The organism is Bradyrhizobium sp. B039 (assembly GCF_038965675.1).
GTDB lineage: Bacteria > Pseudomonadota > Alphaproteobacteria > Rhizobiales > Xanthobacteraceae > Bradyrhizobium > Bradyrhizobium diazoefficiens.
Window position 1 is genome coordinate 1,976,255 of sequence record NZ_CP152416.1, and the last position, 16,073, is coordinate 1,992,327.

The window sequence follows — 16,073 nt, forward strand, 5'->3', positions numbered from 1 at the left end:
GGGAGTTCCAATTTCCGGGGCGCGGCAAACGCCGCGGCGATGTCGGAAGAGTGTGCGCGAACTATGCCCCGGACCGCGATCGTCGCGTTCTGCACGATGATGCGCACAAGCTACTGGAAGCTGGGGCGTCTTGGAATTCCGCCAGCACGCCCCGCCGAGACAGACGATGCGCGGCATTCCCCCGCGCATGCTGACGAGGCGGTCGTTTGGTCCGAAAGTGGCACCGAATGCGAAGTGCCGAGCGCATCGAGCAACGTCTGAGTTTAGAGGCGAAGCGGAAAACATCTGCTCGCGTAGAGTATTTCGCATCTTGACCCACTTGTATGGTCCGGCCGTGCGTAGCAAGAGGTTCGTCGATCAGGTGGTGTGGTCTTGCATCAATGTATCCGGCCTTTGGTTGGAGCATTTTCTCCGGGCCATCATGGATATCAGCGCGCGTGCGTTCTCATTAGCGGACAGGCCTCGATTGGGCCATTTGGGTCACCAGTGTTCGCATGCGCCGGGAAGACCGAACCTCCATCTCGTCTCATCCTCTCGCAGACCTCGGCTGGAACCTGTTGATGGGGTTACGTCATCGCTTGCTCCTCCTACCTCGCAGTTCCTGTGTTCGAGCCAGGGGCCGTTCCTTCGTCCCGGCCCGCAGGACGTGCGTCGCGTCGCGCGCACGGGCGGTCAAGGCCGGCCGTTGCGCTTGGCTTGCGGCTGGCTCCGGCGTTGCCAGGCCGCGCCTTGACCGCGCCGAGCACGGCGCGACGATCAAGCGGGTCGGACGCCTGCATCGTTGGTCCTTGTCAGCTCGAAGGCGCGTCCTTTAGCCAGCACCGCCCAGGCGATGCGGGCAAGCTTGTTGGCGAGTGCGATCGCCAGCACGTTGTGGTGCAATCGCTTCTTGGCGGCTTCGATCCAGGATCTGAGTCCGTAACGTTCCCAGTTCTTGATCCTGACCAGCACCACCCATGCCGCCTGGACGAACAGAACGCGGAGGTAGCGATTGCCGCGCCTTGAGATTTTGCCGAGGATCGTGCGGTCTCCCGTCGAGATCTGCTTGGGCACCAGCCCGAGCCAGGCGCCGAAGTCACGGCCTTTGGAGAAGACGTCTCCAGTGCCGATCGCGGCCACCATGGCGCTCGAAATGATCGGCCCGATGCCAGGCACCGTCATCAGGCGCGAACATGCCTGATCTTGACGGGCCAGTGCTTCGATCTCGCCGGAGAGCCTATCGATGCGCTGATCCAGCCGACGCCAGTCGCCTGCCAACTCCTCGATGACACACAACATGCGTGGCGACAGGGCATCGGTGCGCGTCGCAAGGATGGTGGGCAGTTCTGTGCGCAGGAAGCCGATACCCTGGCGCACCGCGATCCCGCGTTCCAGCATGAAGGCGCGAATCTGGTTGATGATGCCGGTGCGTTGCGACACCAGCCGCTCGCGCACCCGATGCAGCGCCTGCAGATCCAGTTGCTCCGCGGTCTTGGTCGCCACGAACTTCATCGTCGGGCGCTGCACGGCTTCGGCAATCGCTTCGGCGTCATTGAAGTCGTTCTTCGGTCCTTTGCTATAAGGGCGGACATATTTGGCCGGCATCAACCTGGCATCGTGACCTAACGATGCGAGTTTGCGGCTCAAATGATGTGCGCCGACGCAGGCTTCCATGCCGATCAGGCAAGGCGGCATATTGGCGAGCCGCGCCTCGACCTGGCCACGCGACCACTTTTGCCGCAGCACGACGGTGCCGCGCGTATCGTGGCCACGACGTGGAACGAGTTTTTGCCGATATCGATGCCGATCACGGCGATCGCGGTACTGGGTGTCTGGGACATGGCGTGCTCCTTGTCTTGGCGCCCCTGGCCAGCTTATCGCTGGCGGGGCAGGAGCACGGCCGGACCATCCCATTAGCGGACATTGGTCGCATTCAAACGCCAGTAACGTGCTAGTCTTCCCATGGCGGGGTTAACGGGCTCGAAGGGTAGATTTCGATGACTTCCGACGTCGGGCGGGAACAATTGCTTTCCGCAACACCGCCAAGTCGAGACGAACTTTCATATCGATTGGAGCAACAATCCTTACTTGGGGATTTCGGCCGCATAGCGATGCTGACCCGCGACTTCACGCTAATACTGCAACGCGCAACGGAATTATGCGCACAGGGTCTGAGAGTTCGCTTCGCTAAGGTCTTAGAATTTCTTCCAGATGAAAAAGGCCTTATGGTTCGCGCCGGCGTCGGTTGGGCGCCCGGGACCATCAATATCGTTTCGCTTAGCACGGATACCGGGTCGCCAGCAGGGTATGCATACCAGACTGGAAAGAGCGTCATATCAAACCATCTAGAAGCGGAGACGCGTTTCCGTACGCCTCAGCTCCTTGCGGATCATGGTATCAGGCGGGCAATCAACGTGCTGATAGAACGGGGGGCAGAGGGCAATCAGTCCTTCGGCGTGCTGGAAGTCGATAGTACCGACCCTGGCGAGTTCGACGAGGCGGACGCACACTTCCTTGCGGGCTTCGCCAGCCTGCTTGGCATCGCCATCGAACGCCAGCAGGCCGACGCCAAGCTTCAGAAGGCCCTCGAGCATCAGGAATTGCTGACACGAGAAATGAGCCATCGTGTCAAGAACAGCCTGACTTCGGTTGTCGGCCTCCTTCGCGTGGAAGCACGGAGTGCACAATCCGAAGAAGTCAGGAATGCGTTAGACGATGCGAGTGCGCGCGTGGAAACCATCGCCCAAGTGCATGATCACCTATGGCGTGGTTCGCAAATCGGCTTTGTCGACCTGGAAGATTTTATGACCGAGCTTTGCAAAAAATTGAAGGGGGCAACCGAGGGGCTCTCCTTGCACTGCCATGCAGACTCAATGTTGCTTTCTGCGGATCACGCAATTCCGCTAGGATTGTTGGTCAACGAGCTCGTTACCAACGCGGTGAAGTATGCTTACCCGGAAGGCAAAGGCGCGATCGAAATCTCTGCCCGCGAGATAGAGGGACAACTTCGCCTCGAAGTTTCCGACCAAGGCATCGGCCTGCCGGATGGCTTTGACATCGATCAACCGCGCACCAGTTTGGGGTTTAAGGTCATCAAAGGCCTGGTTGGCCAGCTTCAGGGACATATAGCCGTTGTTACTGGCGCGACGAAAGGAGCGCGGTTTTTGGTAAACTTACCTATTCTTCGCAAGAAGGTGATCTGAAGGGGGCCATAACGATTCCGCCGACCTTGCTCGCTCGTGCCGACGAGGTGATCGAATAACGCCAGTCATTGCTGCCGTGCGTGAGTCTCCTGTTGGCCCGAATGCGAAGTCTAAGCAGCGTCCCCGGCCGTCGGCTCATGGGGGTAAACCGAAAGCAAAAGGCCGCCCCTCCGAAGGGCGCTCATGACCCGAAGGCGACATCCGATGATAGTGGCCGGCCGTCCGCAACAACAGGTCAGAAAATCTGTTCCTGCAGAGTAGCCTGATTTGATATGCTCTCATTCCCCCATTGTCCATTTGCAGGGAGTAGCAGCATGAAAAAGCAGCTCTTTGCCGCCGCCGCTTTGATCGCGTTTGCAAGCTCTGGGATGGCGCAAGACAAGCACATCCAGGTTACGCCTGACGCACTGATCTGGAAGGATAACCCAGCATTTCCGAAGGGCGTTCAACTCGCCGCTCTGGTAGGCGACCAGACAAAGGCCGGAGACACCGTCGTCTTACGCATCAAGTTTCCCGCCAACTTCCAAATGCCCCCGCACACTCATCCTTATTCCGAGGTCGTAACGATAATCAGTGGTACTATCGGAACGAGCCAAGGTGAAAAGTTCGAGAAGAAAGGCGAACTGTTGAAACCGGGCGCATTGTGGGTGTATCCGGCAAAACACGCGCATTACGCATGGACCGGCAACGAAGAGGCGGTTCTCCAAGTTCAGTTCACCGGCCCGGGAGGTATTGACTACGTCAACCCGGCTGACGATCCGCGCAAGAAATAGCTGTCGGCGCCCAGCCTAAAGCTGGCAGATTTGTTATAGCCCGACGAGGTGATCGCTACGAGTTGGTGCCGCGCACGAGGCCGTTGCTGGCCCATGAGCGAAGTGGCGACACGTTTCATTGAGGTCCGCTTGGTGGGGTAGAGCGGACTGACTTTGCTCACTCTGAGTTCTTCGCATTTTGACCCATCTCGGACTCGTGCTGTGACGAGAGCGGACGGAGCTGATATCCGACACACGGCGAGCGCGAGAATCAACGCGGCTCTTTGCTAGGCTCTCTCCAACCTCTCACTCCGGCAGACCCGCTTTGCGCAAACCATCGGCAATGCGCTGAAACTCGGCAAGGAAGACGGCGTTGTCGGACCATCCCTTGCCATCCTGCAACCACTCGGTGACGGTGTAGCTCGGCCTGAGCCGACGAAGCTCGGCAACTGCGGCGTAAGCTTCACGCTCATGTCCCGTTAGTGCGTGGGCGGCGGCGAGATCTGCGTAGGCAATCCAAAGAGGCTGCACCGCGATGGAGCGGCCGCACCAATCAATCGCCCCCTCATACTGCCCGAGATGGGAGTGTGCATGGCCGATGTAGAAGTACCACGTGCTTAGCAGCGGATCACGGGGGCTGAGCTGGATGGCCATTTGGAGCGGCGCAAATGCCTCCGCGGAACGGCCGACGCGGATCTTGGCGGCGCCGAGCGCGCCATGGGCCGGGGCCAGGCTGGGGTTGATCGCGATTGCCGCTTCGTACTCGCCGACCGCGGCCTCAACATTCCTACCGCTGGCCCGCTGGATCTCTCCCCTCACAAAATGTGCCATCGCATCACTGGGAAACTTTGACAGGACCTGGCCTACGGCGCTCTCAGCACGCCGTAGCTGATCTGCCGGCGCATCTGTCCAACGATAGTTGACCTCCATTGCCAGAGTCTCAGCCAGGCCCACCAACGCCTTCGGGAAGCCTGGATCGATTTGGAGCGCACGTTCGAAAAGGGCTCGCGACTGCGACAACTGCTCGCGCGAATAGGGTTGGTTGAGCACAGCCCACCCCCGCATCGTGAGATCGACCGCGTCAGGGTTGTTTGGCCGCATAACCTCCGCGTCGCGGCTTTCCTGGTTTGTCAGTTCAAGATCAAGCCGCCGCGCCAGTCGACCGGTGATGATATCCTGAAGCTGCATCGATTTGGACCAGTCACCGTCGACGCGCTCCGACCAGATCTCGGCGCCAGTCCGGGCATCAATCAGCCTGGCATTGATCCGGACCAGTGAGTCCGTTCTGCGCAGGCTGCCGTCAAGGATGTAGCGTACGCCGAGTTCGCGGCCAACGCGCTTCGGGTCAACATTCTTGTAGGCGCGGGCTGTGCTGGGCGCGATCACAAAGCTATCCTCGATCCGTGAAAGATCGGCACTCAGGTCGTCAGTAATACCTTCAGCAAAGTATTCCTGCTCGGATGCATTGCTTAGATTCGTGAATGGCAGCACGACAATCGACAGGCGATGGTTCAACGGCTGCGGCTCGCCTTGATGCATATACCAATAAGCTACGCCGCCGCTCAGAAGAAACAGCAAGGCAATCACTAGAGCCATCCGAGCGCGCCGCGCACGAAGCGCCGGCCACAGGCGGATCGGAAAGCCACCAAACATGTTTGGAAACCAACCAATCTGCGGCGTGTCACGGTGCAGCAACGAGGCCTGTGGGCGTGTTGCTGCATTGCATGGCCGCATTCGATAGACCCGGACCGGACGGGCAATGTTTTTGAGGTTCTGCTCGCCCAGATCGCCGAACTCAACCCCGACCTTGCCTTGGACTTGATCGTAGGCAGAAGACGAGATGCAGATGCCGCCGGGCTCTGCGACGCCCTCAAGCCGCGCCGCAATATTGACGCCGTCCCCAAAAATGTCATGAGGTTCAACAATTACGTCGCCGATATTGATGCCCACACGGAAAGCAATGCGCCTGTCTTCCACATCACCGATTGTAAGTTCATGAATGCTGGTCTGGAACTGCATCGCGGCTCGAACCGCCTCGACCGCGCTCGGAAACTCGGCCAAGAACCCGTCCCCGGTGTTCTTCACGATGTGGCCACCGTGTTCAGCGATTGCCGGCTGGACAGCTTCCGTTAGCAGCGCGCTTAGCTTGGCGTGGGTAGCCTCTTCGTCATTGTGCATGAGCCGCGAATAGCCAGCCACGTCGGCGGCCAAAATCGCCGATAACCTGCGCTCGACCCGGACTGGTCGCTCTTGCACCATGGCCCGCAATCCAACCCGGCACATTTGTACGACGGATCACACGGCTGTGCCAAACGCGGGATGCCTACCTAGAAGTGGATATCGGTCATCGCCATCTAGTCGACACGTCAGCCGCGTTGACCGATGTCCGCTCCGGCTTATCCGAACATTCTCGAAGACGCGACGCTATGTCGTCGAATGGCCCGAACGCGAAGCCCGGGCTGGCTTTGAAATCGTCCGGTTGTCGCGCCAGACCGGACGTGACCGGCGGCGGTCAGGACGGCGCCTGTTGACCCTGAATTGGACTTCCTCTGTTCATGGAAAATTGAGTATTTGCTGCGGCATGGGTTGACGCAATAATACGGCACTACCAAAACGTGTGATGTTGACGTCGCCGGTCAGAAACCGAATTTAGCATGATCCCTCGCTGCAAAGCCTTCTTAGCTCTACTTGCTGCTACCAGCTTATCTGTCGTGGCTTGTTCTCCCAAGGAGACCGAGTGTGGCCGCCGTTGATAAAGTCCATCGCGTCGTTCTTTTCTTCGCGGGTGCTGGGATCTTTTTTTTCGTGAACAGGCAGTCGTTGTTCCTGCTATTGTCGTGGGGCCTGAACTTAGCTTCGGCGGCATACCTGTCATCGATTTTTATCTACGGCTGCCTATTTTTCCTTTGTGATTGGATGAGTTCGCGAGAGAGGCTTAGGAAGCCGGTCTATTTCTTCCTTCGCGGTGCAAGCCTCGCTGCTCTGTACTTGGCTCCCTACCTGGTTCCTGCCGTGGCTCCAATTGGCTCTTCCACGTATATTTCGCTGCTCATTGTCGTGAGCGCGATCATCATTTTCGCCGGTCAGTTGCTAATGCGCATCATGTTCTCCGTGACCGAAGAGCGAAGCTTCTACGGCTAGCTGTCCTAGCATCCCCCACGTTGTCTGCTTAAGGGGGCAAACATGAAACGGCCGGCCCAACTGCCAAACGATGCTCGTGACCCTATTCGGAAGTCATGTGGTCGATGCGCGCAACTCCCATTATTTTTCTGGCGCAAAATTCTGGTTGGTCAGTGGAGACGCGATTGGACGCTGAATGCGTATAAACGGCTTGCTGGCTCCCGCGTGGCAGCTATTGCAGCCGCTGGTAAGCTCGTCGAAGGCGGCCGTAAATTTGGTGCTGCTCTTTGCTCTAATGGCCTTTTCAAGCTCCTCTATCCGTGGATCGATGATGGTCTTGATCATCTCAGCGACAGGGATGCCTTCATATGTTGGAAAAAGCCTTGCGGCGTCCTCTAAGCCTTCCTTGATCTCGTCGATCTCATAAGCAGCGAGGTCCCAGTTATTTTGTTCGCCAGCAAACCATAGCTTGGCGTGGCGAAGCTGCGTAGCTGTCATGAATTCGCCAAGGCCCGGTTGGTAGGGCTCTTTTGCTGGCTGCGCGGCTGCGAACACTACCGAAGCAGTAAGCGCAATGGTGGCAGTGACTATCCACTTCATTCGTGGTCTCCCGAGAGATGGCAATTGGCCAATTTCCCAGGCATAGCTCAGGCTATCCAATTCGGGAAGAAAGCACATTCATCTTTGGCTGCCTGACACTGCGAGCCCTCACTTTGATTGATGTGCGATGATGACCGCTTCTGGCCCGAATGCGAAGTTTAGGCAGCGTCCCGGGTGGTCGGCTCATGGAGGTAGACCGGAAACAACCGGCCGCCCCTTCGAACGGCGCTCATGACCCAAACGCGACATTCCGGGCTTCAAAGGCATTTGATCGGCAATAATCCGTAATTCCTGTCTCGACAGGAACGTCGGAACGTCACCAGGATGGCCGAAATTTTCCTGCCCGCCGATCTATCAGTCGCGCGAGTTTCCTGCCTCAGGCGGCTGAGCGAGCTGCGGCTCCAACCTCGCGGACATATATCGAAAGTCGGGAGTCTATGTTGGCCGCTCCGAATGGCGCGAGGCCGGCGGATATACCGGTGCTGCGACATACGGCGTTCGAACTCGTATTCAACCTGAACACAGCAAGGGTGCTTGGTCTTACGGTGCCATACCTTTGCGGCCGCCGATGAAGTGATCGAACGGCATAGTCGACGGTAACGGCGCGCGAAGCCGTAAGCTTCTTCGCACGGTACCTGAGATGCGTCCCAGAAATCGGGCGCTTCAACGACCGCAATGCCGGGAGTGACGACACTGGACGCCACTCCCGATCAAGAGCTGTCAGGCTTATTCGGCCGCGATCGGGTGCGCGGTCCAACCCTGACCGTGGCTCGAGAACGCGAAGCCCTCGTAGTCCTTTTCGGCGACCTCGGCGCACTTCCTGCGATAGCCGCCGACGCCTTCCGGGCCGAGATACGGCAAGAAGCGGTGCGCCTTGCCGTCAATGTTGGCCCCCATGTACCAGGAATTGGCGCTAGTCATCAGAGTTGCGTTCACGACCTCTGCGACGTGAGCACCCCACGCGTCCTGCGCCTCCGGCGTCGCTTCGATCGTCGTAAGCTTGTTCCTACGCATGTGGGCGATGCATTCCGCAATCCACTCGACGTGCTGCTCAATTGACACCGGCATATTCGACAGCACCGAGGGGCTTTGCGGGCCGGTGATCGTGAACAGGTTCGGATAGCCCGCTATGGCCACGCCAAGATAAGTCTGCGGGCCAGCCTCCCATTCCTGCGCTAGCATCCTGCCGCCGCGGCCCTTGATGCCAAGTGCCTTCAGCGGGCCGGTCAACGCGTCGAAGCCGGTGGCGATGACGATGATATCGAGCGGATACTCCTTGCCGCCCGCGCGAACGCCATTCGGCGTGATTTCCTCGATCGAGCCATCGGTGGCCGCATCCACCAGCAGCACGTTCTTCTTGTTAAAGGTTTCGAAGTAATTGGTGTCCAGGGGCTGCCGTTTGGTGCCGTAGGGATAGGTCTTGGGCGTCAGCTTTTCAGCAGCCACCGGATCATTGACGATCGAGCGGATCTTGCGCTTGAGGTAGTCGGCGATGATATCGTTCGCTTCCTTGGAGAAGAACATATCCTGGTAGTTGGCCAGCCAGAATGCGAAGCCGCCGGCGTCCCACATCCTGTCGAACTCCTGCTCACGCTCCTCGGGAGTGGTATCGAGGACCCCCTTTGGCAGGAAGTTGAGTTCGAACCCAAAGAACGAACCTTTGATGCGCTGGCGGATCCCATCGTAATCGGCCTTGCGCGCCCTGGTGACCTCGGGGTCGACGCGGCCGTTGCGCGCTGGCACGCAGAAGGCGGGCGTACGTTGGAACACCGTGAGGTGCTTGGCCTGCTGCGCAATCTCCGGGATTGCCTGCACCGCGGTCGCGCCGGTGCCAATGACTCCGACCCGCTTGGCGGTGAAGTCGACGCCGTCATGCGGCCATTGGCTGGTGTGGTAGCATTTGCCCTTGAACGACCCCAAACCTTTGAACGGCGGCATATTGGCGGTCGACAAAGCGCCGACTGCGGTGATGACAAAGCGGGTTGTGGCTGAGTCGCCCTTGTCGGTGCGCACTGTCCAAAGCTCGCTGTTGTCGTCAAAGATGACCTCGACAACGCGTTTGCCGAATTGGATGTCAGGCTTCAAGTCAAAGCGCTCGGCGCAATGCTCGAGATAGCGCAGAATCTCATCCTGCTCCGGATAGCGCTCGGACCAGTTCCACTCCTGCAGCAGGTTCTTGTCGAACGTGTAGCAATAGATGTAGCTGTCGGAATCGCAGCGCGCGCCGGGATAGCGATTCCAGTACCAGGTGCCGCCAACCCCGTCGCCGGCCTCAAACACGGTGACGTTGAGGTCGAGCTTGTCGCGCAGCGAATGCAGCATGTACATGCCGGAGAAGCCTGCACCAATGATGACGGCATCGAAGTGGGTCTTCGCGCTTGCTCCTGGCGAACTACCTTGCGCAGTCATGATGTTCCTCCCGTTGTGAGCGCTCGTTGTCGGCACAGAGCAGCCTCTCTGTGCGCCGTCGTTTCGGTTGGGTCGTTGCGACGCCGGTCCGGCAAAAGGTCAGACTGGCATCGTCCGTGATCGAAGGCTAGGTCGGCCGCCCTTACGCGGCCACGCGCACCTCGCCGCTCTGATAGGCCGCCGTCTCGAAGTTCATGTAGCCGACAAACGAAGTCGGATCTCCGAAGGGAAGGATCTGCGTCGCCCAATAGCCACCGAACCCGTTCTTGCGGTCGATCCAGTAGAAGGTGTTAGCGAGGCCGGCCCAACCGAGCGACCCGGCCGGCCTTCCTGTCGGCGCGTCCTCGTCGTTGAGCATGAAGGTGTAGCACCAGGACTTCTTCAGACCCGGGAAGAACTCGGCATTGTTCGACAGTGTCGCAATCACGCCAGGCAGCATGACCACGGTCTGGCCCTCCCTGAGGCCGTTGCGGACGGCGGCGGCGACCGTCTCCTGCTTGAGCACGCGGCCATTTGGCCCCGCCCCATCGTTCAGCCACATGCGGATGAACTTCATGTACTCGCCGATCGAGGCGTAGAGCCCGTGGCCACCCATGTGGACTTCCGGGTCAGGCGGCAGCTGCATATCGGGAAGCGGGGTCAGCGACCCGTCGGCTCCGCGCTGGTGGATGACGGCAAGGCGCGACCGCATCGAAGGGGTCAGCGAGAAGACGATGTCCTCCATCCCAAGCGGCGCAAAAATCCGCTCCTTCATGACTTCGCCGAGGCGCTTGCCGCGGATGCTCTCGACGATCTGGCCACACCAGTCAAGGTTGCTGCCGTATTCCCATTTGTCACCGGGATCGAACAGCAGTGGTGTCATCAGCGACGCCTTCGAGCAGGTGACGACGCTCGGCTGGCCCTGCTCCTGGGCCAGGCGGAAATAGCTGGCGTTAAAGAAGTCGTAGCCGAGGCCAGCCGTATGCAGCATCAGCATTCGGGTGGTGATGTCGCGTTTCGGCGTCCGCAGCTTCGGCTTTCCGCCGGCATCGAATCCTTCGAGCACTTCGAGCTTACCGATCTCGGGAACATAGCTCTTCGCCGGGGCATCCAGGTCGAGCTTGCCTTCCTCGACGCATTGCAAGATGGCTGTGCCTGTGATGGCTTTCGTGGTCGAGAAGATGGCAAAGACGGTATCGGCCGTCATTGGCTGACCGCTGCCAAGCATACGCTCGCCGGCGACGCCCTCGTAGATGTTGGCCGACCGATCAGTGATCATCGCGACCACGCCGGGAACACGGTCTTTGCCCGTGACGACGCTTTGCAAAACTCCGTCACATGCGCTTTTCAAGTTGCTACCCATCGCGGCTCCTCCGTTGAAGTTTGCCAAATTGATCCTGTTTCTCCTCGACAGGCTGCGGGTGGTCCCAGCGGACAATCTCGACTGTTGTACGTGTGGAAGTCGCGCTCCAGTCTGATTGCCCCAACACCGCCTGCGCGGACCAAAGTCGCGCCGTAGCCGTAGCAGCAATAGTGATGAGCGTGTCGGTCATGATCTGGCTCGAGGTCAGGGATTTCGACCGAGCGTTGGCAAGATTAGAGCGAATTCTTGCACGCGGCTACGCATTTCCGTTTGGCATAGAAAGCGCAGACCTTTTTTACCGAGCATGTCAACGATGCTGACTCTTGACACTTTCATCCCGGCACATCAGGCCAACATGAGATTTTAATCGAGCTGCGCGGCGACGTTACGCTCGTGGCCCATCAGCGAAGTAGCGGCGCACCTCGTTAAGGTCCGCTCAGTGAGGCACGGCGGACTAGATTTTCTTAGGTTGAGTTCTTCGCATTCTGACCCATCTCAGACAACTCTCAAAAGGATCAGTCGCGTTGGTGCGGTGCCGCCTGAGCCTCGCTAATTCAAGGTCAGGTGAGAACGGTATGCCGCGCTCTATGGTAGGCGACTTGAAGGCAAGACTGCAAAGACCGGCATGGCGAGCAACCGCACTGTCACTGCAATTGCCGTGTCTTACTTAAGGGGGTGCAGTCCGGCACTGTCACCGCAATTTCGAAGGATCGTCCACTCATCTCGACGATTCTGACGTCCTTGTCAGAAACTAACTCATTCGTCATCGGACATTGAGCGCTATTCCGCGAGATATAGGAACCGCAGGAGATCCACTGCATTCAAACTTGGCTAACAGCGCAGGTGACGAACTCGCCGCGCGTTGGCGCAGCTCACCTCAGAAGAGGAGTTGATGATGAGGAAACTCACGATCCTAGCAGCAGGCGTATCCCTGCTTGCAGGCGCCTGCCCAAGCTATGCAGCAGACCACCTGTTCACCGCCGTGGCTGCGGGCGGACTGTCGACTACGACGAGCCAACCATTCCTGAACGGAATCAACAATCCAGGTCGGCCGGGTGACGAAGTCCCAGGTCAAGGCAGCGTATTTCAGGGCGAGGACCATACCGTCCCGGCAACGGATACGACGACCGGGGTGAAGATTCTTAAGACACCTCCGCCCGCACTGACCGGGACGAAGACTGTGCCCACCGGCAGCCCTTCGGTGCCCTAATCCAGCCGACTGCGATCGTTTCGGATCGCGCCAAAAGCGGCGCGTTCACCATCAGGTCTTCTGGTCTGAACGCGCCGCGCCTGCGGCGTTGCCAAGAAGGGGGGCCACGTTCAGCATGGAGCACCGCAAGAGCTAATGCGGCGAGGCTATCATTCGCACGGATAATCAACTGAGTTTACATCGAAAACTTCTGATGCGCGCAACACTGGGAGGCGTTGCGATTGCTGTTGCGTATCCGTTGTGGGCACCGGATAGCCCGGTCTCCGCAATTGGGGATAATCATGACAATCTGCGCTACGTCAGCATCACGCGCGATAACGTTGTTCAGAACGTCACTGCTGCCGGAACGCTCGAAGCCGTCGACACCGTCGAGGTCAGCTCACAGCTGTCGGGTCAGGTCGCCAAACTCATGGCTGACCACAATTCCCGCGTACGCGCCGGCGAGCCGCTTGCGGCGCTTGACAGCGCGACCTTTGAAGTCTTGCTCAAGGAAACGGAGGCTGCGCTCGCGGTCGCGTTGGCACAACAGGAAGAGGCCAAGGCAGCCATCGAGGGCGCACAGGCACGCCACGATGACGCTTTGCGGGAGCTTCAGATCAAGGCTGCGCTCAGCAAGAACGGCAGTGTTTCTCAGCGCGACGCCGAGCGAGCACAGATGACGGCTCGGGCGTTCGCCGCGGAATTGTCCGCGGCCAAGGCGCGCGAGCAGATACGCGCGGCCGGGGTAATGGCTGCGCGCGCTTCTCTGGAACGGGCTCGACTTGACCTCGAAAGAAGCACCATCAAGTCACCGATCGACGGGGTCGTGATTCGGCGCAGCGTCGAGCTTGGCCAGACGCTGGCTGCGAGCCTGCAGGCGCCGACGATCTTCACCATCGCGCGTGATCTTTCGGACATGCGCGTAAATGCATTCGTCAGCGAGGCTGATATCGGCGCGGTGCGAACCGGGCAGCGCGTTTTCTTCGGCGTGGATTCGTATCCGGGCCGCGTATTCGAGGGGCGCGTGCGCGAGATTCGGAAGGCTGCGCGGATGGTGCAAAACGTCGTGACCTACACCGTGATGATTTCGGCGCCCAATCCAGACGCTTTTCTGCTTCCGGGAATGACGGCCGACGTCCGCATCCTGGTTCAGGAGCATCAAGACGCGATGGTGGTTCCCAACGCCGCGCTGAGTTTTCGTCCGACCCGAGACGGCGGAAACAACCCTGCACCCGGTCAGGGCGTGATCTGGGTCCGCACGAAATCGGGTCATTTGGCTGCCGCCACCGTGTCACTGGGCGCTACCGGAGATTCGCTCACTGAGATCAGGTCGCCAGATCTCAAAATGGGCGAACAGGTTGCCGTCGGTTATCGGAGCAAACGTTAGATTGGAGCCGCTTGGCCGGTTAGCGCATGCGATCGCTCGTCACCCTCGTCCATATCCACAAGCAACACCGGTTCGGTGACCAAAAGGTTCGCGCATTGTCCGACGTAAGCCTGAAAATTGATCGCGGAGAGTTCGTTGCGGTCATGGGCCCATCGGGATCTGGAAAATCGACGTTGCTTTCGATCCTCGGCTGCCTTGATCATCCCTCACGCGGCCGCTATTTTTTCGATGGCGAAGATATATTCGTCCAGTCGAAGGGACGCTTGAGCGAACTGCGAAACCGGCGCATCGGGTTCATCTTTCAAAACTTCAACTTGCTACCCCGGCTGACCGCGCTCGAGAATGTCGGCTTGCCGCTATTCTATCGGCGCGAGCCGCTGCGGAATCCGATCGCGAGGGCACGCGCTGCGCTCGAGCAGGTGGGGCTGGGCGGGCGAATGCACCATGTGCCTGCCCAGCTTTCTGGAGGTGAGCAGCAACGTGTTGCCGTCGCGCGGGCGATCGTCAACGGTCCCGACCTTCTCCTGGCCGACGAACCGACTGGCGCACTGGACACCAGCACGCGCTCGTCCATTCTAGCGCTTCTTGGCGAATTGCAGCGTGCCGGCCTCACGGTCGTGCTTGTAACCCATGATCCTGAGGTCGCGGCGTATGCGTGGCGAAGGATCAAGCTACGGGACGGCGCAATTGTCGGCGACCAGGGATGTGATGCTACCTCATGAGCGTTTGACCGGCGTGAGAGTTCAATGCGATCATTCAGTTATATCTATCTCGCGTTTCGGTCTGTGCGTGTGCACATACTGCGCTCCATTCTCGCAGTGACCGGCATTGTCATCGGCATTGCGGCCGTCCTGATCGTGGTCGCGGTGGCGGAGGGAGCCCGTGCCGAGGTTTCGAGACAGATCACCTCGCTTGGATCGAATCTGCTGCTCGTGCAACCTGGCGCGCAAGTCGCGCAGGGCGTACGACAGCAGGCGGGCACCATCCTTTCGCTCACGACGGGCGATGCAATCGCTGTCGCCCGCGAAGTGCCCGATGTTGTTATCGCGGCACCGTTCGTCGGCGAGCAGAAGACGACGATATCAGGAGACCTGAACTGGTCGACACTTGTTGCCGGTGTGACGCCCGTTTTTTTTGAAGCGCGCGGGTGGAGGCTTGCGGAAGGTCAGCTTTTCAACGATGACCAAGTCGCATCGGCCGCAAAAATAGCCGTCATTGGTCGTACCGTGGCGCGTGAGCTGTTCCGGGACAGTGATCCACTTGGCCGTTTTGTCCGTATTGAACGCTCGTCCTATCTCGTGATCGGAACGCTTGCCGAGAAGGGGCAGGATTTCACGGGGCGAGATCAGGATGACGTCATGTTCATTCCGCTGTCGTCGGCGAGAATCTTCGCCATTGGACGCAGTCAGGCCAATCCCGATGCCGTGCATTCGATTTTGGTGAAAACCGAATCCGCTCAGTCAATGCCCGCGGCAGAAACCGCGATTGCGCGCGTCCTGCGGCAACGTCACAAGATCGTCGGGCGCAAGGCCGACGATTTTCGAATTCAGAACCTCATTCAGGTCGCCCAGATGCGTGACCGAGCCTATCGCCAGTTCACGTTGCTGGTGTCCACGCTTGCAGGAATCTCATTGCTAGTCGGCGGCATTGGGGTGATGAACATCATGCTCGTGTCGGTGACCGAACGGATTAATGAAATAGGCATTCGACTGGCATTCGGCGGCAGACCGCAGGACATCCGTCGACAGTTTCTGTTCGAAGCGGTGCTCCTATGCACGATCGGCGGCCTGTTGGGACTGGCCGTTGGCTACGCATGCGCGCGCGTTGTTCCCGCCGCGCTAGGTTGGCCAACTGAATTCAACGAACGGATGGCGCTGATCGCGATCGCCTGCTCCAGTCTCATCGGCATTATCTTCGGTCTGCTACCCGCTCAGCGGGCGGCGCGTTTGGATCCGGCGGCGCTACTAAGGTCCGTGTAAGCGGTAACGCTCGACGCAGCTAAACGTCCGTGGCGCACCACTCTCGGCTCGCGCACAATACATGGCGATGATCAGGTCTGCGCCATGCCAATGACGTCTGGAGTGGCTCTTCG

General features: G+C 59.2%; 11 protein-coding genes and 1 pseudogene. 7 read left to right on the forward strand and 5 right to left on the reverse strand.

Annotated features, from left to right (window positions below; genetic code table 11):
• Window positions 1-756: 756 nt before the first annotated feature.
• Window positions 757-1,820: pseudogene (locus AAFG50_RS09440) on the reverse strand (IS110-like element ISBj4 family transposase).
• Window positions 1,821-1,976: 156 nt separating this feature from the next.
• Between AAFG50_RS09440 and AAFG50_RS09445 the strand changes: the two are divergent.
• Window positions 1,977-3,182, forward strand: coding sequence for a histidine kinase dimerization/phosphoacceptor domain -containing protein (locus tag AAFG50_RS09445; RefSeq protein ID WP_028174153.1), 1,206 nt, complete (start codon window positions 1,977-1,979; stop codon window positions 3,180-3,182).
• 314 nt (window positions 3,183-3,496) lie between these two features.
• Window positions 3,497-3,955 carry a cupin domain-containing protein gene (locus AAFG50_RS09450; protein WP_028174154.1) on the forward strand — a complete coding sequence of 153 codons (459 nt, stop codon included), beginning with the start codon at window positions 3,497-3,499 and terminating at the stop codon, window positions 3,953-3,955.
• A 285-nt stretch (window positions 3,956-4,240) separates the two neighbouring features.
• Here the strand turns inward: AAFG50_RS09450 and AAFG50_RS09455 are convergent, their stop codons facing one another.
• Window positions 4,241-6,193, reverse strand: coding sequence for a tetratricopeptide repeat protein (locus AAFG50_RS09455; RefSeq protein ID WP_028174155.1), 1,953 nt, complete (start codon window positions 6,191-6,193; stop codon window positions 4,241-4,243).
• 480 nt (window positions 6,194-6,673) lie between these two features.
• On the opposite strand from AAFG50_RS09455, the gene AAFG50_RS09460 reads away from it, so the two are divergent.
• A complete protein-coding gene (locus AAFG50_RS09460) occupies window positions 6,674-7,075 on the forward strand; it encodes a hypothetical protein (RefSeq protein WP_028174156.1) in 402 nt (133 codons plus the stop codon).
• Between the two features lie 120 nt (window positions 7,076-7,195).
• Here AAFG50_RS09460 and AAFG50_RS09465 read toward each other — a convergent pair whose 3' ends face one another.
• The 3 genes from AAFG50_RS09465 to AAFG50_RS09475 form a co-directional block, all read right to left on the reverse strand.
• Window positions 7,196-7,654: a hypothetical protein gene (locus AAFG50_RS09465; protein ID WP_028174157.1), complete on the reverse strand. Its 459-nt coding sequence runs from the start codon at window positions 7,652-7,654 to the stop codon at window positions 7,196-7,198.
• A gap of 726 nt (window positions 7,655-8,380) precedes the next feature.
• Window positions 8,381-10,063, reverse strand: coding sequence for an NAD(P)/FAD-dependent oxidoreductase (locus AAFG50_RS09470; protein WP_028174158.1), 1,683 nt, complete (start codon window positions 10,061-10,063; stop codon window positions 8,381-8,383).
• A gap of 142 nt (window positions 10,064-10,205) precedes the next feature.
• Entirely contained in the window at window positions 10,206-11,405 is a 1,200-nt protein-coding gene (locus tag AAFG50_RS09475; protein ID WP_011089721.1) for a serine hydrolase domain-containing protein, read from the reverse strand.
• A gap of 895 nt (window positions 11,406-12,300) precedes the next feature.
• On the opposite strand from AAFG50_RS09475, the gene AAFG50_RS09480 reads away from it, so the two are divergent.
• The 4 genes from AAFG50_RS09480 (at window position 12,301) to AAFG50_RS09495 (ending at window position 15,960) form a co-directional block, all read left to right on the forward strand.
• The gene (locus tag AAFG50_RS09480) at window positions 12,301-12,615 is read left to right on the forward strand and encodes a hypothetical protein (RefSeq protein WP_131727849.1); all 315 of its coding nucleotides are present in this window, start codon (window positions 12,301-12,303) and stop codon (window positions 12,613-12,615) included.
• A gap of 193 nt (window positions 12,616-12,808) precedes the next feature.
• A complete protein-coding gene (locus AAFG50_RS09485; protein ID WP_049832513.1) occupies window positions 12,809-13,981 on the forward strand; it encodes an efflux RND transporter periplasmic adaptor subunit in 1,173 nt (390 codons plus the stop codon).
• 26 nt (window positions 13,982-14,007) lie between these two features.
• On the forward strand, window positions 14,008-14,703 hold the full coding sequence (locus AAFG50_RS09490) for an ABC transporter ATP-binding protein (protein WP_028174160.1): 696 nt from the start codon (window positions 14,008-14,010) through the stop codon (window positions 14,701-14,703).
• A gap of 24 nt (window positions 14,704-14,727) precedes the next feature.
• Window positions 14,728-15,960 carry an ABC transporter permease gene (locus tag AAFG50_RS09495; protein ID WP_028174161.1) on the forward strand — a complete coding sequence of 411 codons (1,233 nt, stop codon included), beginning with the start codon at window positions 14,728-14,730 and terminating at the stop codon, window positions 15,958-15,960.
• Window positions 15,961-16,073 lie beyond the last annotated feature (113 nt).